We start from the raw sequence: 19,712 nt of genomic DNA, 5'->3' as shown, positions 1-19,712 counted from the left end.
GGGGGATGTTTCACGTGAAACCGATCGACCCGCGCCTGCTTCGGTACGCCCGCTCCACCCGCCTCTTCCTGGGCGCGGTGGTGGCCCTGGGGCTCGTCGGGGCGGGGCTGGTCGTCGGTCAGGCGATGCTGATCGCCGAGATCGTGGTCGGTGCCTTCGAGAAGGGGCTGGGCGGCGAAGCGCTCCGGACGCCGCTGCTGCTGCTCGCGGCGGTGGCGTTCGGACGCGGCCTGGTCGCCTGGCTGACCGAGCTGGCCGCGCACCGCGCCAGCGCGGCGGTCAAGTCGGAACTGCGGGGCCGGCTGCTGGACCGGGCTGCGGACCTCGGCCCCGGCCGGCTCACCGGGCAGAAGACCGGATCCCTGGTGTCCCTGGCCACCCGCGGTGTGGACGCGCTCGACGACTACTTCTCCCGCTACCTGCCCCAGCTGGGGCTCGCGGTGGTCGTGCCGGTGGCGGTGCTCGCCCGCATCGTCACCGAGGACTGGGTGTCGGCGGCCATCATCGTGGTCACGCTCCCGCTGATCCCCGTGTTCATGGTGCTCATCGGCATGGCCACCCAGTCCCGGATGGACCGCCAGTGGCGGCTGCTGTCCCGGCTGTCGGGGCACTTCCTCGACGTGGTGGCCGGCCTTCCCACGCTGAAGGTATTCGGCCGGGCCAAGGCGCAGGCCGAATCCATCCGCAAGATCACCGACGACTACCGGCGCGCGACGATGCGGACCCTTCGCATCGCCTTCCTCTCCTCCTTCGCGCTGGAACTGCTGGCGACCCTGTCGGTCGCACTGGTCGCCGTGACCATCGGCATGCGACTGGTCCACGGTGAACTGGATCTCTACACCGGCCTGGTCATCCTGATCCTGGCGCCCGAGGCGTACCTGCCGCTCAGGCAGGTGGGGGCGCAGTACCACGCGGCCGCAGAAGGACTGGCGGCCGCGGAGGAGATCTTCGAGATCCTGGAGACCCCCGCCACGGGGCGGGCCGGGACGGCGGAGCTGCCCGGCGGCGCCCCCCTGCGGATCGAGATCGACGGGATGGCCGTCCGCTACGAGGGCCGGGGCGAGGACTCGCCCGGGCCGGTCTCGTTGACGGTCGCGCCGGGGGAGTGCGTTGCCCTCACCGGTCCGAGCGGCGCGGGCAAGTCCACGCTGCTCCAGGTGCTGCTGGGGTTCGTGACGCCGACCGCGGGGCGGGTACGGATCGCGGGGGTGGACCTGGCCGAGCTGTCGCCGGAGCACTGGCGGGAGCGGATCGCGTGGGTGCCGCAGCGGCCGCACCTGTTCGCCGGGACGATCGCCGAGAACGTACGGCTGGCCCGCGCGGGCGCCTCCGACAGCGAAGTTGCCGCGGCTCTGAAGGACGCCGGAGCCTGGGAGTTCGTGACGGCGCTGCCGCGCGGGGCGCAGACCCTGCTCGGCGAGGGCGGTGTGGGACTGTCCGCCGGGCAGCGGCAGCGGCTGGCCCTGGCCCGGGCCTTCCTGGCGGACCGGCCCGTGCTGCTGCTGGACGAGCCGACGGCGGCCCTGGACGGGGAGACCGAGGCGGGGATCGTGGACGCGGTCCGGCGGCTTTCCGCGGGGCGGACCGTACTGCTGGTCGTGCACCGGCCGGCACTGCTGGCGGTCGCGGACCGGGTGGTCCCGATGGCGGCGGGGGGCGGGCCCGCGCAGCTCCTCGCCGACGGGCACCGCCTTGAGGGGCCTCCTCCCGCGGGGCTGCTCCCCGAGGGGCCGGACTCTGAAGGGCCGGACCTCGATGGGCCGGATCTTGAAGGGCTGCTCCCCCACCGCGGCGCCTTCCGGGACGGGGCCGAGGGCCGGTCCCCCGGCGACCGCGCCCCGGATGCCGGGGAGTGGATCCTCGGTGCCGCACCCGAGCGGGCGCGGGCCGGCGGCGGGACCGACACAGGCGGGGCCGATCCGCTGCGCCGGGTGCGGGCGGTGGCCAAGGCCTGGCAGGGACGGTTCAGGCTCGGGCTGTTGCTCGGCGCGCTGGCCGTCGGGTGCAGCGTCGGCCTGATGGCCGTGTCCGGCTGGCTGATCTCGCGGGCCTCCGAACAGCCCCCCGTGCTCTATCTGATGGTGGCCGTCACCGCCACCCGGACCTTCGGTCTGGGCCGCGCCGTCTTCCGGTACGCGGAGCGGCTCGTCTCCCACGACGCCGTGCTGCGGATGCTCGCCGACCTGCGGGTATCGGTCTACCGGCGGCTGGAGCGCATCGCGCCCGCCGGGCTGCGCGAGCACCGGCGCGGGGACCTGCTGGCCCGGCTCGTGGCCGACGCGGACGCCCTGCAGGACTACTGGCTCCGCTGGCTGCTGCCGGTCGGCACCGCGGTGCTCGTCGGAACTGGTTCGGTCGCCTTCACCACCTGGCTGCTCCCCGAGGCCGGAGCCGTGCTCGCCGCCGGGCTGCTCGCTGCCGGTATGGGGGTGCCGCTGGTCAGCGGGGCCTGCGCCCGCCGGGCGGAGCACAGGCTCGCACCCGCCCGGGGAGAGCTCGCCACCAGGGTGGCCGATCTGCTCACCGGCACCGCGGAACTGACCGTGGCCGGTGCGCTGGAGGACCGCAAGGGGCGGGCGCGGGAGAGCGACGGCCTGCTGACCCGCATCGCCGCGCGGGGCGCCGCCGCGAGCGGGCTGGGCGGCGGGCTGTCCGCCCTCGTGTGCGGGCTCACCGTGGTGGCCGCCGCGGCCGTCGCCGCGAACGCCGTCCACGACGGACGGCTGTCCGGGGTGGCCATGGCCGTCGCGGTCCTGACTCCGCTCGCCGCCTTCGAGGCGGTGAACGGACTGCCGCTCGCCGTCCAGTACCGCCAGCGGGTGCGCCGTAGCGCCGAGCGGGTCTACGAGGTCATCGATGCTCCGGTCCCGGTCGCCGAGCCGGAGCGGCCCGCCGCGGCCCCCGCTTCGCCCTTCCCGCTGCGCCTGACGGGGCTCGCCGCCCGCCACCCCGGCCAGGACCGTGACGCCCTGCGCGGGCTGGACCTGACCCTGGAGGCCGGCCGCCGCATCGCGGTCGTCGGCTCCTCGGGCTCCGGCAAGACGACGCTGGCCCAGGTCATGCTCCGGTTCCTGGACCCGAGCCAGGGCGCCTACACCCTGGACGGGACCGACGCGCGCACCCTCGACGGAGACGACGTACGCGCGCTCGTGGGCCTGTGCGCCCAGGACGCGCACATCTTCGACAGCTCGGTGCGGGAGAACCTGCGCCTCGCCCGGACCGGGGCGAGCGAGGAGCAACTGCGGGACGTGCTGGCCGCGGCCCGGCTGCTGGAGTGGGCCGACGGCCTTCCGGACGGTCTGGACACCCTGGTCGGTGAACACGGCGAGCGGATCTCGGGCGGTCAGCGCCAGCGCCTCGCCCTGGCCCGGGCGCTGCTCGCGGACTTCCCCGTACTGGTCCTGGACGAGCCGGCCGAGCACCTGGACCTGGCCACGGCCGACGCCCTGACGGCGGACCTGCTGGCCGCGACCGAGGGCCGGACCACCGTTCTGATCACGCACCGGCTGGCCGGACTGGAGGCGGTTGACGAGGTGCTCGTGCTGGACCGCGGCGAGGTCGTGCAGCGCGGCGCGTACGCGGAGCTGGCCTCGGCCGAGGGACCGCTGCGGCGCCTGCTGGAGCGGGAACGGGCCGCGGAGGGGGCTTTGGCCAACTTTCCCCACTAAGGGCTCGCAGAGGATTAACCCGTAGCTTCCCGATCTGGCGGTCGTTGGCGTGGTATGGAAGCGGCGGAAGAGATAGCGGCGGCCTTGGTGGCGAAGTTCACGGTGCTGTTCCCGCATCTGGACGAACGTCAGCGTCGTCTCCTGCTGGCGGCCGAGGCCCGGGTACTGGGCCATGGCGGGATCAGGCTGGTCGCCCGGGCGGCTGGAGTGCGAGAGGCCACGGTGTCGCTTGGTGTCACTGAACTGGACTCCGGTGAAGCCCCGTTGGGGCGGGCGCGCCGGGTCGGTGGTGGCCGCAAGCGGGTAGTGGACCTGGACCCGGGACTGCGTCCGGCACTGTTGGCCCTGGTCGAGCCGGACATGCGCGGGGACCCGATGTCGCCCCTGCGGTGGACGACGAAGTCCACCCGCCACCTCGCCGCCGAGCTCACGCGCCAAGGCCACCGGATATCCGCCGACACCGTCGCCGACGTGCTGCGCGAGGAAGGCTTCAGCCTCCAGGGCAACGCCAAAGTCATCGAAGGCCGAGCAGCACCCGGACCGGGACGGCCAGTTCCGCTATATCAACGAGCAGGCCAAGGCCCACCAGGTGGCCGGCGACCCGGTGATCAGCGTCGATACGAAAAAGAAGGAAGTGGTGGGGCCGTTCAAGAACGGCGGCCGGGAATGGCGGCCCGCAGGCAACCCCGAGCGGGTCAGCACCCACGACTTCCCGGACAAGGAACTCGGGAAGGCCGTGCCCTACGGCATCTACGACCTGGCTGCGAACACCGGCTGGGTCAGCGTCGGCACCGACCACGACACCGCCGCCTTCGCCGTCGAATCCATCCGCCGCTGGTGGAATGCCCGCGGCAAGGAGGACTACCCGCAGGCCAGGCGGCTGCTGATCACCGCCGATGCCGGCGGCTCCAACGGCTACCGCACCCGCGCCTGGAAGGCCGAACTCGCCGCCCTGGCCCTGGAAACAGGCATGGAGGTCACTGTCTGTCACTTTCCTCCGGGCGCATCGAAATGGAATCGGATCGAGCACCGGCTGTTCTCACACATCACCATGAACTGGCGCGGCAGGCCGCTGACCAGCCACGAAGTCATCGTGCAGAGCATCGCCGCGACCACCACCCGCACCGGGCTGAAAGTCCACGCCGAACTCGGCACCGCTACCTACGAGACCGGGGTCCGCATCGGTGACGGGCAGATGGACGTCCTCCCCGTCACACGCCACGACTGGCACGGCGACTGGAACTACACACTCCGCCCCGAGGCATACACCCAGGTCAACGACGCACCAGACCCGTTCGATCAGCCGAGCCCCGACCTCGCCTGGCTATGCCACCCCGCCCTGACCGGACTGCCGCCCGCCGAGTGGGACACCCTCATCACCGCGCTGACCATCCTCCACGACGCCCAGCGCGAGACTCACCTGGACCAACGACGCGGCCACCGACCTCGCGTCAAGGGCGACGGCACCACCGGCCGACGCCCCGTCCTCACCCTCGCCGACCGGCTCCTAGCCACACTCCTCCACTACCGGCTCGCCCTGCCCCAAGTCGCCGTCGCCGCCCTGCTCACCGTCCACCCCGGAACAATCAACAGACGCATCCGCGACATCCGGCAGCTCCTGGAAACAGCCGGGCACCCCATCCAGCCCGCCGACGACCGACTCGCCACCCTCGACGACCTCTACGACTTCGCCAGCACCCGTGGAATCACCCTCCCAGCAGAGATCAAACCAGCGAGTTAATGATCTGCGAGCCCTAATGGGGACTAACTAGTCTCAAGAGCATGTCAGCGCAGCAGTCGCAACAGTCGCCGGATTCGTCGGATCCCCTGCCGGATCCCTCGCCGGCCACACCGGTCGTGCCCGTGATGTCGGACCCGCTGGTGGCCGCCACCGAGGCCACCAGAAGCCTGCAGGGCCTGTCCACCGAGCTCACGGCCCGGGTACCGCAACTGCTGGAGGCGATGCGGTCGGTCGGGACCGGCCTCGAACTGCACTCCACGCTGGACCGCATCTGCGAGACCGCGGCCGAGCTCGCGGGCGCCCGCTACGCGGCGATCGGCGTCGTCGACACGGAGGGCCGCGGGCTCTCGGACTTCGTGACCCACGGGGTCAGCTCCGAGCTGGCCCGGAAGATCGGACACCGGCCGGACGGCAAGCGGGGCCTGCTCGGAGCATTGATCTCGCACTCCGACACCGTGCGGCTCGCCGATCTGACGAAGGATCCGCGCTCCGCGGGGTTCCCGGCGCACCACCCGCCCATGAAGACCTTCCTCGGCGTCCCGATCCGGGTGCAGGGGGAGATCTTCGGCAATCTGTACCTCGCCGAGAAGAACGGCGGCGGCGAGTTCAACGACTACGACGTCCACATGGTCCGGGTGCTGGCCACCGAGGCGGGCATCGCCATCGGCAACGCCCGGCTGTACGAGGCCGCCACCCAGCGTGAGCGCTGGATCGACGGCTCGGTGGCCGTCACCACCGCCCTCCTGTCCGGTGGGGACGCGGACGATGCCCTCGTGGTGGTGGCGGAGCAGGCCCGCCGGCTGGCCGACTCCTCCGCGGGGATCGTCATGCTGCCGGCCGAGGAGGGCGGGATGGAGATCGTCGCCGTCTCGGCCGAGGACCCGGCCACCTCGCTCGGTGTGGTGATCCCGGCCGAGAGTCCGGTCGTGGACAAGCTGTTGCACGGCGAGCCGGTGTTCGTGGACGATGCCGCGTCCGACCCCCGCACGGCCGGCAAGCTGACCAGCCAGTACGGGCCCTGCATGATGCTGCCCCTGCACAGCGGCGGGCGGGTGCTGGGCGCGCTGGTCACCCCCAGGGCGCGCGGCAAGCGGCCGTTCAGCGAGGCCGAGCGGACCCTGGCCACCCAGTTCGCCTCGCAGGCTGCGCTCGCCCTGATGATGGCCGAGGCACAGCGCGACCGCGAGCGGCTGGCCGTGTTCGAGGACCGCGACCGGATCGCACGCGACCTGCACGACCTGGTCATCCAGCGGCTGTTCGCCACCGGGTTGATGCTGGAGGGCGCCCAGCGCCGGTCCATCGTTCCCGAGGTCCGCGACGGCGTCGGCAAGGCCGTGGACGAACTGGACGTGACGATCCAGGAGATCCGCACCGCGATCTTCGCTCTCCAGCAGGGCCCGGCGCAGGCCCCGTCCGGATTGCGCACCCGGGTGCTGCGGGAGATCAACATGGCTGCCGTACCCCTGGGCTTCAAGCCCGCGCACCGCTTCCTCGGCCCGATCGACACCGTCGTCGACGAGCTGGTCGTCAAGAACCTGATCGCTGCGCTGCGCGAGGCCCTGTCCAATGCCTTCCGCCATGCCGACGCGTCCCGGATCGAGGTGGTCCTCGACTCCACCGTCACGCTCGCCGACGGCCGTCCCGGGGTCCGGCTGGAGGTCGCCGACGACGGGGTGGGCATCTCCGAAGGGGGTCGGCGCAGCGGGCTGCGCAATCTGCGCCGACGGGCCGAGTCGCTGGGCGGCGCGAGCTCGTACGGCCCGGGCATCGGCGAGGACGGCGGCGGGACCACCCTGGTGTGGGAGGCCCCGCTCTGATCAGGCCTGCTGCCGGGCTATGAGTTCGGCCAGGATCCGCTCGATGACGAGGGCGACCCCGTCCTCGTTGTTGGCGACCGTACGGCCGGAGGCGGCCGCGATCACATCCGGGTGGGCGTTGCCCATCGCGTACGAGGTGCCGGCCCAGCTGAGCATCTCCACGTCGTTCGGCATGTCCCCGAAGGCGACGACCTCGGCGGGCGAGATGCCCCGCTCGGCGCAGCACAGGGCCAGCGTGCTGGCCTTGGAGACGCCGTGCCCGCTGATCTCCAGCAGGGCGGTCGGACTGGAGCGGGTGATCGACGCGTATGCGCCGGCGGCGGAGCGGGCCAGCGTCAGGAACTCGTCCGGGGCGATCTCGGAGTGGTGCGCCAGCAGCTTGAGCACGGGCGCCGCGCTTGCGTCCATCTCCTCGCGCAGCAGCTCCTCGGCCGTGGCGACCCTGGCGGCCGGGTCCTTGAAGAAGGGCGGGTACGCCGGCTCGTAGTTGATGCCGGTGGTCAGCTCGACCGCGAAGGACGTAGCGGGTGCGGCGGTCCGCAGGGCATCGACGACGGCGATTGCGGCGGCCCGCGGGAGAGACCTGACCTGCACGAACTCCCGTCCGGAATGGAGGTCGACGACCGCCGCGCCATTGGCGCAGATCGCGAGGCCGTGCCCGTGGACATGGTCGCTGACCACGTCCATCCAGCGGGCCGGGCGTCCGGTGACGAAGAAGACCTCGATCCCGGCCTCCTCGGCGGCGGCGAGCGCGGCGACGGTGCGCGGCGAGACGGATTTGTCGTCGCGCAGCAGGGTGCCGTCGAGGTCGGTGGCGATGAGCCGGGGCATGGGGGTTGGCCCGTCCGGGCGCTGGGGAGCCGAGGTCACGGCTCCATCTTCGCCCATGGCCGGGTACGACCGGACCATGATCGGGTCCGGCTGTCGCACGAGGCGATGTTTCACGTGAAACATCGCCTCGCCGTAGGCTCGACGCATGAGTCTGCGTCTGAGCACGGTGATCCTTCCGGTACGTCGATGGCACGAGGGAGGCCGCGATCAGTGGCTCCGGGCTGAGCAGCTCGGATTCCACACGGCCTACACCTATGACCACCTGTCCTGGCGGACCTTCCGCGACGGTCCGTGGTTCGGTGCGCTGCCCACCCTGACCGCTGCGGCCACCGCCACCGAGCGGCTGCGCCTGGGCACGCTCGTCACCTCGCCGAACTTCCGCCACCCGGTGACCCTCGCCAAGGAGCTCATCTCCCTGGACGACATCTCCGGCGGGCGCATCACCCTCGGCATCGGAGCCGGCGGCAACGGCTTCGACGCGACCGTGCTGGGCCAGGAGGCATGGTCCCCGCGTGAGCGCGCCGACCGCTTCGCCGAGTTCGTGCCGCTCCTGGACCGGTTGCTGACCGAGGGCTCGGTGAGTCACGAGGGCACCTTCTACTCCGCCGAGGAGGCCCGCAACCTCCCCGGCTGCGTACAGGGGCCGCGGCTGCCGTTCGCGGTCGCCGCGACCGGACCGCGGGGTCTGCGGCTCGCTGCCCGGCACGGCCAGGCCTGGGTGACCACGGGCGACCCGAAGCTCTTCGAGGAGGGCACGCCCGAGCAGTCGCTGGAGGCCCTGCGCGGGCAGCTCGAACGGCTCGGCAAGGCCTTCGTGGAGATCGGGAGGGATCCCGAGCCCATGGAGAAGGTCCTGCTGACCGGCTTCACGCCCGAGGCCAACACCGTGCTGGAGTCCCTGGACGCGTTCGTGGACTTCGCCGGCCGCCACCGCGAGCTCGGCTTCACCGAGCTGGTGATCCACGCGCCGATCCCGGACTCCGACTTCGCCGCCGACGAAGCCGTCTTCGAGAAGATCGCCACCGAGGCCCTGGCCCAGCTCGACGGCTGACCCGCCGGTCGTCGCCGCTCCGCAGCGGAGCGGCGACGACCCACGACCCACGCCCTACGCGCCGTCGTTCAGCTGTGCGAGGAGGCGCTCCGCGGAGGGCAGGAGCCAGTCGGGCAGCTCGCTCTCGGGCAGCGCCCGGGCCTCGTCGACCAGCGTGGAGACACGCGCGGCGCCCGCTTTCGCGTCGCCCCGCTCGTGTTCCGTCCAGGCCGCGTTGTTCAGGCACTGGAACCGGTCCCGGAGGTGGTCGGGGCCGAGCGCGGCGTAGGCCCGGGCGGCCCGGTCCCACAGCTCGATCTCCTCCAGGCGAAGCGCATCGGCCTCGGCGTGGCTCAGCCGGTCCGCCGGCGCCTCGGCCGGGCCGGCGTCGGCAGGGGCCCCGTCCTCGGCCGTCTCCCCGTTCGTGCTGACGTGCCGGTCGAGCACCTGCGCCAGCTGGTGCCAGGTCTGGGCGAGTTCGGAGCGCAGCTCAGGGGCTCCGGGATCCGCGGCCAAGGCGGCCTCCAGGACCTCGGCGGCCTCTGCCATCCGGCCCCGGGCCCGCTCCACCGCCGTGGCCGTGACCTCCTCGCGCAGACCCAGCCAGGCCAGGGAGCGCAGCACCCGCACCTCGGCGACCGGGGCCTCGCCCGTCAGCCGGTGCAGCTCCAGGGCCCGTTCGTAGGCGGCGACCGCCTCCGCGGCCAGCCCCGCGTCGGACAGGGTGTCGGCGGCCGACTGCGCGAGGCTCGCCTGCGGGCGCGGATCCTCCCAGCCCTTGGTCACCTCCGCCGCCAGCAGGTACTGCTCCGCGGCCGGCCGCGGCTCGTTCAGCCGGCGCAGCAGGTCGCCCAGGAACTCCCGTACGAACACCGCCTGCTGGTCGCCGTGCTCCAGCAGATCCGGCAGTGCCGATTGCAGGACCTCCGCGGCCTCGGCGGCCCTTTCCTCCCGCGCGTAGGCCCGGGCCAGCAGCAGCCGGGCCTGCGCCCCGCCGTCCGCGGTGAGACCGGCCCGGTCGAACCAGTGGGCTCCCGCCAGCGCGAGCGCAGCGGCCTCCTGCGCCGTGTCGCCCCGCCGCAGCAGGATGTCCGCGAGGGTCAGCCGTACGACGCCCTGGGCCTCGGCGTCGGTCAGCTCGGCTGCGTGCTCCAGCCCGGCTCGCGCGGCCTCCTCCGCCTCCTCGGGCCGGTCCAGGGACGTCAGCACCCCGGCCCGCAGCACCAGCGGGTCCACGGCCTGCCACGGCCGGCCGGCTGCGACCGCCCGCGCGGCGGACGTCGCGAGCAGCGGCACGGCCCGCTCCGTGTCGCCCTGTGCGAGGGCCACCCGGCCCAGCATCTCCTCGGCTTCCGCGACCAGGTCCGCCGCACCGTCCTCGTAGGCGGAGATGAAAGCGGTCAACTCGGCGGCGAGCTCGCCGTGGGCGTGCTCCTGGTCCCCGCCGTGGTGGTGGTCCTGGTGGTGGTCGTCCGGGCCGGCCGCCTCGACCGAGCGCAGGTAGGACTCCACGCGGATCGCCGACAGTTCCGCGAGCGCGATCCGCCGGACCCGCAACGGTTCGGCGGCGTCCAGTGCCTCGGCGGACCGCAGGGCGATCCGCAGCAGGTCCCGGATCTGCGCGGGCGCGGCCCCCGACTGCGCGGCCACGCTGGCCAGCCGCAGCTCGGCGAGCGCCGCGCGCTCCGCCCGGCCCAGGGCCCGGTAGCCGTCGCGGACCGCGGCCAGGAGCTGCGGGGCCTCCTCGGCCCCGCGCCGCGCGGCGGCCAGGGCCTGCTGGTCCGCGAGGTCGGTGCGGACCAGCGGATCGGGATCCGGTTGCGCGTCCACCCGTGCGGCCACTTCGGCCCACAGCGCGTCCGCGCCCGGATGGCCCATGTCGCGGGCGCCGCGGGCCCGCTCCACGAGCTCCGTGAACCCGGTGGGCGCCACGACCGGCGTGGGGACGGCGGAGGCAGAGGCGGTGGTGGCAGCGGCACGGGCCGCGTCGGTCCGGGGCAGTTCCGCACTGCGCACTCCCAGTGGCAGGGTGCCCACCAGCGGCTCCCGGCCCACCCGCGCGAGGAACCGGTCCGAGACCCGGGTGGTGCGGTTGCGCGCGTCGAACTGCCGGGCGATGTCGAGGCAGCCCGCGTGGAGCACCTCGTACAGCTCGGAGACCGTACGCGGGGTTCCCTCGTAGGGGACGGCCGGGCTCCGGCCGTGCCCCAGCTCCTCCAGACGGCGCAGCAGCACGAGGATGCCGCCGTGGAAGGACAGCCGGTCGTCGAGGTTGGCGAGCGGCGCCACATGGGCGGCGTGCTCGGCCAGGATCTCCAGACCGCGTGACTCGTTGCCGGTGAGCGCGCAGAACTCGATGTGCCTGCCGACCGACGGCAGCAGGCTCTCGTTGCCGCGGGCCATGCGGTAGCCGCGCAGGTGGTTCGAGCGCGCCTCGTCGGCCCGGCCGAGCCGCAGCAGCGGCAGGAGCGACGTGGCCAGGACGCGGTGCGGCTCTTCGGCGCAGACCAGCTCACCCGTGAGCACCGGCTTCCACAGCTCCAGTGCCTCCGCGTCGTCGCCCTGCACGACGGCGTACTGGCCCTGGCCGTTGAGCTCGCAGGCCTGGCAGTCGCTCATGTCGTCGCGCTCCGCGGCCAGCCAGCGCCGGAAGGCCCGCTCGGCGCGCTCGTCCTCGCCGGTCACATGGGCGAGCCACAGCTCGGCCTCGCGGACGGGCCGCTCGCTGTAGCCCGCGATCCGGTAGCGGCGCTCCATCTCGTCCAGCCAGCCGGCGGCCGATTCCAGCGGGATCCCGGGGGAGTCGGAGATGGCCGAGGCCACCCACTTGAACTGCCAGAACAGCGAGTGGGCGTCCCATTCGGAGAAGGCGCCCGGGTCCTTGTCGTACTCCTGGAGGAGCCGCGCGAAGGGCACCAGCATCTTCGACGACTCGGAGCTGTAGAGATACGCGGTGATCAGGTTGTCGAGGGCTTCACGGAACAGCGCGCGGTCGCCGTTCGTCTCCGCCGCACCGGCCAGGGCCTCGGCGTGCGCGTTGCGCGCGGCGCCGTTCGGCGCTTCGCGGTTTTCCGCCAGACCCCGCACGATCTCCTCGCGCGTCAGCGTCGTCACTTCTGGTCCTCCTGGGCATCGCGGGCATCGGTGGAGTGCGTCGCCCATTCCAGGAGGCCGAGGAAGGCCCGGTTGAGCAGGGTGGAGTCGGCGGGGCGCAGCGGCCGCTGCGACATCAGCAGGGCCTGCCCGTACAGCGATTCGACGGCGGTCCCGGTCAGCGCCTCGTCGGGAAGGGCGGCGATCCGCCGGATCAGCGGATTGTTGTGGTTGAGGACCAGCCGGGCGCGCGGCGCCGAGCCCCGCAGCGCGCCGAGGATGCCGCTCCACAGGGAGTCGGCGCTCTCCAGTGCGGCGGTGCGGTCGCGCTCCTGGCGGGCCTGGCGGTCGTCGAGGTAGAGCGCGGGGACGGCGACGGGCTGGAAGGCGCGCAGCACCACGTCGCAGCCCTGCGGTTCCAGGCGGGTGCGCGCGGTGGCCAGGAAGGCGGCGAGCTCCAGTTCGGCGGAGGTCGGCACCGGGTCCAGCCGCTCGGTGACGGCTCCGGCGTCCAGCTCGGTGACCTTGAGCTCGGGCCGTACGGCGGGCAGCAGGGCCAGCAGGTCCGCGTCGTAGGTGTAGCCGGCGTTGATGACGCCGAGCCCGTGGGCCGCGGCGATCGGTGCGATCTGGCGGAACTCCTCGACGGTGCGCGTGAAGTGGATGTCCGTGTGGGCGGCCGCGAACTCCTGCAGGCTCATCGAACCGTCGCTGGTCTCGAAGGGCAGCCACGGCAGCATCAGCCCGAGCAGTTCGGAGTCGTACCGGGCCATGGACTTCACACCGAGGTGGTGGACGTGCAGGAAGGCGGCCAGGCGCTCCGGGTCGCTCGCCGCGAGCTCGGCGAGCCAGCCGCGGACGCGGGCGCCGAGGGCCTCCCGTACGGCGGCCAGGGTCTCGTCGTCGTAGAGGTTCTCCCGGGAGGCGGTGGGCCGCAGGGTGTCCGTGTCGAGGACGGCGCGGACGAAGAAGGCCCAGTCCGGCAGCAGGTTGTCGGCCCGGTCGGTCAGCAGCATGCCCTTGAGGTGGACGCGGTGTCCGGCCCGGTGGGCGGGGCTGGTCGGCTCGGGAAGGACGTACGCCACCCCGCGTACGCCGGCGACCGGCAGGTCGAGGTCGATGCTGTCGAGCGGGGTGAAGCCGAAGAGCTCCGCGCAGTGCCCGGCGAGCGCGACGCGGCGGGCGGCGGGGGTGGGGAACGGCCGGTCCCAGACGGCGGGCCTGTCGGTGACGGGGCGGGGTTCGCCGCCCTCGCCGTCGTCGAAGGTGATGGCGTACGGCAGCAGGGAGCCGTAGTCGCGGGCCAGTTGTTCGACCGTGGCCGGGACGGTCCATTCCGCGGCGCCCGGGCGTGCTTCGAGGACGACGGTGGTGCCGGGCGCCAGGCGCGCCTCGTGGGGCAGTTCGCGGACGGTGTACGAACCGTCGTCGGTGGCGAGCCATTCGACGGGCGCGGCATCGGGGTCGCGGGCGGAGCGGGTGACGACGCGGATCTGGCGGGCCACGACGAAGCAGGCGAGCAGTCCGATGCCGAACTGGCCGAGGAATTCCCGGCGGGTTGCCTCCAGGCCGTGCGCGGCGATGGAGCCGTCGCCGCCGCGCTTGGAGCTGCGGCCGATGGTGGCGAGCAGGGAGTGGGCCTCGTCGGCGGTCAGGCCGATTCCGCTGTCCTCGATGGTCACGCGGCCGCCGGACGCCGACAGTCGGATGCGGACCTCGGCGTCGGGGTCGAGGGCGTGGCGGGCGGTGACGGCGTCCACCGCGTTCTGGAGGAGCTCGCGGACGTAGACGCGCGGGCTGGAGTACAGGTGGTGGGAGAGGAGATCCACCAGACCGCGCAGATCGACCTGGAAATTGTGGGGTGCGGACGTCATAGGGCGTCACCTCGCGTACATGCAGGGATGGTTCGGTGATCGCGAGGTGCCCCCCTCACGGATCCCGGAGTGGGACACACATTAGGGGGATGGTCCGACAATCTCTGCGTGAATTCCCGCGCTGGAAGCGCTCCTGGAAGCGCCCCCGGAAACGATGCTGAAAGCACTATGGGAAGCGCAGGAACTGCGGTGGCACGGCGTCCGCCAGCCACACCCCGTTGGCGCTGATCCGGAAGACGTGCCCGGCCGCGCGCATCGCACCGGCGTCCACGGCGAGCACGACGGGCCGGCCGCGCCGCGCGCCGACCCGGGTCGCGGTCTCCCGGTCCGGGGACAGGTGCACGTGGTGGCGGGCCATCGGGCGCAGGCCCTCGGCGCGGATCGAGTCCAGGGCGGCGGCCACGGTGCCGTGGTAGAGGTATGCGGGCGGTTCGGCCTCCGGGAGGTCCAGGTCCACGGCGACGGTGTGCCCCTGGTTCGCCCGGATCCGGGTGCCGTCGACGGCGAACCGCTGCTTGTCGTTGGCGGCGACGACGTGGTCGAGCTCGGCGCGGGTGAAGTGGAATCCGTGGGCGGCGGCCGCCCGCAGCAGGTCGTCGATCTCCACCCAGCCTTGGGGGTCGAGCACCAGTCCGATCCGTTCCGGCTGGTGTCGCAGGTGTTTCGAGACGTACTTCGACACCTTCACGGTGCGTCTTTCATCCATGGCCCCAGCGTGCCCGCTCGTGCGGTCTTCCGGCAGGGATTTTCGGGGGAGCCCCGTGGTGGACACTCCCTATCGTTCTTCCAGTATGCGGAATATATTTTCCGCTGTCACTTCTGCCCAGGGGAGAAACCATGACAGCCCATGCCTCTCTGTCACGCCGTGCGGCTGCCGAGCTGATCGGAACCGCGGGCCTGCTCGTGGTCGTGATCGGCTCCGGACTCCAGGCCGCCGAGCTCAGCCGCGACACCGGTGTCGCCCTCATCGCCAACTCGCTCGCCTCGGCCATCGGCCTCGGCCTGATCATCACCCTCTTCGGGCCGCTGTCCGGAGCCCACCTCAACCCGGTGGTCACCCTCACCTCCTGGTGGGCCCGGCGCACCGGCGGCGAGGGGCTCGGCGGCAAGGAGGCGTTCGTCTACACCGTGGCCCAGACCGCAGGCGCGATCGGCGGCGCCCTGCTCGCGGAGGCCATGTTCGGCCGCACCCCGGGCACCTTCTCCACCCAGGTGCGCGACGGCGGGCACCTGCTCATCGGAGAGGTGGTCGCCACCGCCGGTCTCGTCCTCGTGATCCAGGGCCTCGGGCGGATCGGGCGCCCCCGGCTCATCCCGGCCGCGGTCGCGGCGTACATCGCCGCCGCGATCTGGTTCACCTCCTCCGGCTCCTTCGCCAACCCGGCCGGCACCATCGGGCGCAGCTTCAGCGATTCCTTCACCGGCATAGCCCCCGAGTCGCTGCCCGGATTCGTCGCGGCCCAGCTGGCCGGCGGGATCCTCGGGCTGGGTCTGGCCGCCCTGCTGTACGGGAGGGGGAAGGGGACCGGGGCGGGGGCCGGTGCCTCGCGGACCGCCAAGCCGGTGGCGGTGCCGGTACCGGTGCCGGTGGCGGTGCCGGTCGAGAGGGTCGTGCCGACGTCCCTTTCCGAGACCGGGCCGGGGGACGGCGCGAGCCCCGATAAGGCGGCGTACGAGCCCGTCGGCTGAGACGCCGCCTCAGTTGCCCACAGGGAAAGGGGACTTGTCCACAGCCGTTTGGGTGGGTTTTGACGGCAAACGCGTGATCCGCCCTGTGGACTACCGGCCGGGCTCCGCCCGGCGCGCCAGATCGTTCATGGTCCGGGCCTGCAGCTCCCGCTCCGTTGCGGCCCGGACGAACTCCGCCACGTGGTCGGGGCCCACCAGGTCCTGCACCGCCCGTACCGTCCCGGCCGGCAGTGCCACCGGCGAGGCACCCGACGGCTGGGGCGTTCCCGCCGCCCCCAGGTGCCGCTGCAGGTGTCGGGTCGCGAAGAGCCGCATCGCCCGCGCCAGCTCCGCGTCCACGGTCTGCTGGGCCAGCGGGCGCAGCCGCCGCACCATCGTCGCCGCCTCCGCCGCGTCGGCATCCGTGGGCGGCACCTGCCCGAGGTAGCGCGCGAAGACGTGCTCGGTGGTGAACTCCAGGAACCGCGAGGCGATGTGCTCCACCTGCCCGCGCAGTTCCCGCAGGTGCCCGGTGATCGCCGGCAGCGGCACCCCGGCCGCGTACAGCTCGGCGGCCACCGCCAGCTCCTGGGGGGAGGGCACCAGGAACTGGTCCGGGCGCCCCGGGATCCGCTCCAGGACCCCCAGCTCGCACGCCTCGTCCACCGCTTCGTCGTCCGGCCGGCCGCCGAACCGTTTGTTCAGCTCCTCCCGGCTGATCCGCGCGGCCTCCTCGTCGGTCCAGGGCCCGTGCACCTCGGCGACCAGCCCCAGTACGCCGCCCAGTCCGCGTCCCGCGTCCCAGGCCTCCAGCAACTCCTTGATGGAGGCCAGGGTGTAGCCGCGGTCCAGCAGGTCCGCGATCTGGCGCAGCCGCGCCAGATGCGTGTCCCGGTAGACGTTGGAACGGCCGCGCCGCTCCGGCTTGGGCAGCAGCCCGCGGTCCTGGTACGCCCGGATCGTGCGCACCGTCGCCCCGCTGTGGTGCGCCAGATCCTCGATCCGGTACTCGGCTACCGCCTGATCGGACAATCCCGGCTCCCTACGACATCGCGGCTCGGCCGACCGCGCCCACCGGGGCCCGGACGGCAGATGAAGCCGCAAGGTACTCGACCGCCCTGCGCAGCGAGCCCTCCTGCGAGGGATGGTACGACCGCCGGAAGTAGGGGGATATGGCCGTGCCGGGCTCTCTCCACATGGTCGCCACGCCCCGGAGCGGGGCGATCGGGTACGAGCCCGCGCTCACAGCCTGGGCTCCAGCCGTGCGATGCGCCGCAGGGCGCGCGGGGCGTAGCGGGACATCCACAGGGCGCCCTTGGACTCGGGCGTGACCGGGACGACGGCCTCGTTGCGGACCACGGCGCGCAGGATGGCGTCGGCGACCTTCTCCGGCGGGAAGTTGCGCAGCCCGTACAGCCGCGAGGAGCGTTCCTGGCGGCGCTTCTCCTCGGCCTCGTCCACCCCGGCGAAGCGCGAGGTGGCGGTGATGTTGGTGTTGACGATGCCGGGGCAGATCGCGGAGACGCCGATCGACTTCGACGCCAGTTCCGCGCGCAGGCACTCCGACAGCATCAGCACCGCGGCCTTCGAGGTGCTGTAGGCGGGCAGGGTCCTGGAGGGCAGGTAGGCCGCGGCGGAGGCGGTGTTGACGATGTGTCCGCCCTGGCCGCGCTCGGCCATCTGCCTGCCGAAGATCCGGCAGCCGTGGATGACCCCCCACAGATTGACGTCCAGGACCTTCTTCCAGTCTTCGGCCGTGGTGTCGAGGAAGGCTCCGGACAGGCCGATCCCGGCGTTGTTGACCAGGACGTCCACGATCCCGTACTCGGCGGCGACCTTCGCCGCGAGCTTCTCCATCGCCTGCTCGTCGCTGACGTCCACACACTCGGCCCAGGCCTCCGCGGCGCCCACGAGGCGGGCCATGTCGGCCGTGCGCGCCGCGCCTTCGGCGTCGCGGTCGACGGCCACCACCCGGGCCCCGGCCTCGGCGAACGCGAAGGCGGTGGCCCGCCCGATGCCGCTGGCCGCGCCGGTGACCAGGACCAGCTGGCCGCCGAACCGGTCGGCGTACCGGCCCGGGGCCTTGCGCTCCGGTGCCCGGGTGGCCGGTTCCTCCCGGGCGTTGACGAACTCGGTGATCCAGGCGGCCAGCTGGTCCGGCCGGGTTCGGGGCACCCAGTGCTTGGCGGGCAGGGTGCGCCGCAGCAGGTCCGGGGCCCAGTGCTCCAGGCCGTCGTAGAGCCGCTCGGACAGGAAGGAGTCCCCGGTCGGGGTGATCAGCTGTACGGGTGCGTGGGCGTACGCGTCGGTGCGCGGCCGGCGCAGCCGGGACCGCACGTTGTCGCGGTAGAGCCAGGCGCCGTGCGCCGCGTCCGAGGGCAGCGACGCCGTCGGGTACGAGCCTGCCGGAACGTTCTCGACGCGCTGGAGGATCGACGGCCACCGCCTGCCCAGCGGCCCGCGCCAGGCGAGCTCCGGGAGCACGGGGGTGTGCAGCATGTAGACGTACCAGGACTTGGCGCCCTGGCCGAGGAGCTGCGCGGCGGCGCGCGGGGTGGGCCGCGCCATCCGCTTCTTGATCCAGTGGCCGAAGTGGTCGAGGGAAGGCCCCGACATCGAGGTGAAGGAGGCGATCCGGCCCTCGGTGCGGCCGACCGTCGCGAACTCCCAGCCCTGTACGGAGCCCCAGTCGTGGCCGACCAGGTGCACGGGCCGGTCCGGGCTGACCGCGTCCGCCACCGCCAGGAAGTCGTCGGTCAGCTTCTCCAGGGTGAAGCCGCCGCGCAGCGGCTGCGGCGCGGTGGAGCGCCCGTGGCCGCGTACGTCGTAGAGCACCACGTGGAAACGGGCAGCGAGCCGCTCGGCGACCTCCGACCAGACCTCCTTGCTGTCCGGGTAGCCGTGTACCAGCAGCACGGTCGGGCGGTCCGCCTCGCCGATCTCGACGACGGACAGCTCGACCCCGCCGGTGCTCACCCGGCGCTCGCGGGCACCCGCAAGCCCTGCCACTCCTGCTCCGCTCATGTCGCTCATGCTGCCTTCTCCTCGGCCCAGCGCCGCACGTGCGGCAGGTCGTCGTCCAGCCAGAACGCGCTCTCCTCGGGATCCCGGGAGTCGGTGACGACCAGGATCTCCTCGAACTTCGCGCCGGTGCCCCGGAACCCCAGATGCGGCTCCACCGCCCACAGTCCGGGCTGCGGCGGGTGGTCGGAGAAGTGGTACGGGCTCCACAGCGGGGACCAGCCCTCACGGTGCCCGTGCAGGGCGTCACCGGCCAGGCCCTTGAGGGACTGGGTGCCGAACCCGAAGGCGGTCGGCGACCAGCGCCGCTCCTTGACCCGGTCGATCTTGTGCGCGATCACGCCGAACGGATAGGCCCGGTGCCGGTTGGCGTACCCCTGCCGGGTCATCAGCCGCTCGACGTTCTCGTAGATCTCGCGCAGGGAGCGGCGCTCCCGCACCTGCTCCAGGATCAGTACACGGTGGGCCTGGAGGTCGGACATGAGCCGGTCCTGCACCGGATTGAGCCCGAGGCTCCCCGAATACCCGATGTCGGCCGCGTAGCCCTTGAAGACCGGTGCCATGTCGAGGATGAACGGCATCCCCGGCTCCAGCTTCCGGTTGGTCGGGAAGAACTGCAGCGGGATCTTGAAGTTCGCGAAGGCGGTGCGGTCCCCGAACCAGGCGAAGGGCAGGTGGAACCAGTCCCGCACGCCGCGATCGCGCAACCACTGGCGCTGCATGCGCGCCGCCTCGCGCTCGGTTACGCCGGGCCGCAGCTGGGCCGCGACGGCTTCGGCGCACTCGTACGAGAGGCGCTGCACCTCTCTGAACCCGCCCAGATCGGCGGAGAGTCGTCCGGAGAGTCGCGCGGTGCGTTGCTTGGTGTCCCCAGCCATGTCAGCCCGTCCATCCGTCTAGCCGTACGCGCCCGTAACTTGACACTGATGAATGTGACAATGACTGGAGATCACGTCAAGGCCCGTGCAC

At 72.7% G+C, this 19,712-nt stretch carries 11 protein-coding genes and 1 pseudogene; 5 read left to right on the top strand and 7 right to left on the bottom strand.

Annotation, left to right across the window (positions count from 1 at the left end):
- Positions 1-14: 14 nt before the first annotated feature.
- From cydD to OG332_RS21360, 3 genes and pseudogenes are all read left to right on the top strand, one after another.
- Positions 15-3,668 (top strand): thiol reductant ABC exporter subunit CydD, encoded by a 3,654-nt coding sequence (gene cydD, locus OG332_RS21370; RefSeq protein WP_327414977.1) that lies wholly within the window; start codon positions 15-17, stop codon positions 3,666-3,668.
- 54 nt (positions 3,669-3,722) lie between these two features.
- A pseudogene (locus OG332_RS21365) lies at positions 3,723-5,409 on the top strand (ISAzo13 family transposase).
- A 125-nt stretch (positions 5,410-5,534) separates the two neighbouring features.
- On the top strand, positions 5,535-7,226 hold the full coding sequence (locus OG332_RS21360) for a sensor histidine kinase (RefSeq protein WP_327419326.1): 1,692 nt from the start codon (positions 5,535-5,537) through the stop codon (positions 7,224-7,226).
- Here the strand turns inward: OG332_RS21360 and OG332_RS21355 are convergent, their stop codons facing one another.
- Entirely contained in the window at positions 7,227-8,114 is an 888-nt protein-coding gene (locus tag OG332_RS21355) for a Cof-type HAD-IIB family hydrolase (RefSeq protein WP_327419325.1), read from the bottom strand.
- Between the two features lie 88 nt (positions 8,115-8,202).
- On the opposite strand from OG332_RS21355, the gene OG332_RS21350 reads away from it, so the two are divergent.
- Complete coding sequence (locus tag OG332_RS21350; protein ID WP_327414976.1) at positions 8,203-9,108, top strand: LLM class flavin-dependent oxidoreductase; 906 nt, start codon at positions 8,203-8,205, stop codon at positions 9,106-9,108.
- A gap of 54 nt (positions 9,109-9,162) precedes the next feature.
- Here the strand turns inward: OG332_RS21350 and OG332_RS21345 are convergent, their stop codons facing one another.
- The 3 genes from OG332_RS21345 to OG332_RS21335 all read right to left on the bottom strand — a co-directional run bounded on the left by OG332_RS21345 (position 9,163) and on the right by OG332_RS21335 (position 14,760).
- The gene (locus OG332_RS21345) at positions 9,163-12,201 is read right to left on the bottom strand and encodes a tetratricopeptide repeat protein (protein ID WP_327414975.1); all 3,039 of its coding nucleotides are present in this window, start codon (positions 12,199-12,201) and stop codon (positions 9,163-9,165) included.
- A complete protein-coding gene (locus OG332_RS21340; RefSeq protein ID WP_327414973.1) occupies positions 12,198-14,054 on the bottom strand; it encodes an HSP90 family protein in 1,857 nt (618 codons plus the stop codon). Before OG332_RS21340 ends, OG332_RS21345 begins: the two co-directional genes overlap by 4 nt.
- A 166-nt stretch (positions 14,055-14,220) precedes the next feature.
- Positions 14,221-14,760, bottom strand: a complete 540-nt coding sequence (locus OG332_RS21335; protein ID WP_327414972.1) for an RNA 2'-phosphotransferase — start codon at positions 14,758-14,760, stop codon at positions 14,221-14,223.
- Positions 14,761-14,891: 131 nt separating this feature from the next.
- Between OG332_RS21335 and OG332_RS21330 the strand changes: the two genes are divergently transcribed.
- The gene (locus OG332_RS21330) at positions 14,892-15,743 is read left to right on the top strand and encodes an aquaporin (RefSeq protein ID WP_327414971.1); all 852 of its coding nucleotides are present in this window, start codon (positions 14,892-14,894) and stop codon (positions 15,741-15,743) included.
- A 90-nt stretch (positions 15,744-15,833) separates the two neighbouring features.
- Here OG332_RS21330 and OG332_RS21325 read toward each other — a convergent pair whose 3' ends face one another.
- From OG332_RS21325 to OG332_RS21315, 3 genes are all read right to left on the bottom strand, one after another.
- Positions 15,834-16,754 (bottom strand): MerR family transcriptional regulator, encoded by a 921-nt coding sequence (locus tag OG332_RS21325; protein ID WP_327414969.1) that lies wholly within the window; start codon positions 16,752-16,754, stop codon positions 15,834-15,836.
- Between the two features lie 210 nt (positions 16,755-16,964).
- Entirely contained in the window at positions 16,965-18,746 is a 1,782-nt protein-coding gene (locus tag OG332_RS21320; protein ID WP_327419324.1) for an SDR family oxidoreductase, read from the bottom strand.
- A gap of 5 nt (positions 18,747-18,751) precedes the next feature.
- Entirely contained in the window at positions 18,752-19,621 is an 870-nt protein-coding gene (locus tag OG332_RS21315) for a M24 family metallopeptidase (protein WP_319725750.1), read from the bottom strand.
- Between the last annotated feature and the right edge of the window lie 91 nt (positions 19,622-19,712).

The sequence above is a fragment of the Streptomyces sp. NBC_01233 genome, assembly GCF_035989305.1.
GTDB lineage: Bacteria > Actinomycetota > Actinomycetes > Streptomycetales > Streptomycetaceae > Streptomyces.
The sequence above is the reverse complement of the archived record's forward strand: the minus strand, read 5'-3'. Positions and strand labels throughout refer to the sequence as shown.

Coding starts and splice junctions, on each gene's coding strand:
- OG332_RS21315 (WP_319725750.1), bottom strand. CDS start 19,621: ATGGCTGGGGACACCAAGCAACGCACCGCGCGACTCTCCGGACGACTC.
- OG332_RS21350 (WP_327414976.1), top strand. CDS start 8,203: ATGAGTCTGCGTCTGAGCACGGTGATCCTTCCGGTACGTCGATGGCAC.
- OG332_RS21335 (WP_327414972.1), bottom strand. CDS start 14,760: ATGGATGAAAGACGCACCGTGAAGGTGTCGAAGTACGTCTCGAAACAC.
- OG332_RS21340 (WP_327414973.1), bottom strand. CDS start 14,054: ATGACGTCCGCACCCCACAATTTCCAGGTCGATCTGCGCGGTCTGGTG.
- OG332_RS21360 (WP_327419326.1), top strand. CDS start 5,535: ATGTCGGACCCGCTGGTGGCCGCCACCGAGGCCACCAGAAGCCTGCAG.
- OG332_RS21355 (WP_327419325.1), bottom strand. CDS start 8,114: ATGGGCGAAGATGGAGCCGTGACCTCGGCTCCCCAGCGCCCGGACGGG.
- OG332_RS21330 (WP_327414971.1), top strand. CDS start 14,892: ATGACAGCCCATGCCTCTCTGTCACGCCGTGCGGCTGCCGAGCTGATC.
- OG332_RS21320 (WP_327419324.1), bottom strand. CDS start 18,746: ATGAGCGGAGCAGGAGTGGCAGGGCTTGCGGGTGCCCGCGAGCGCCGG.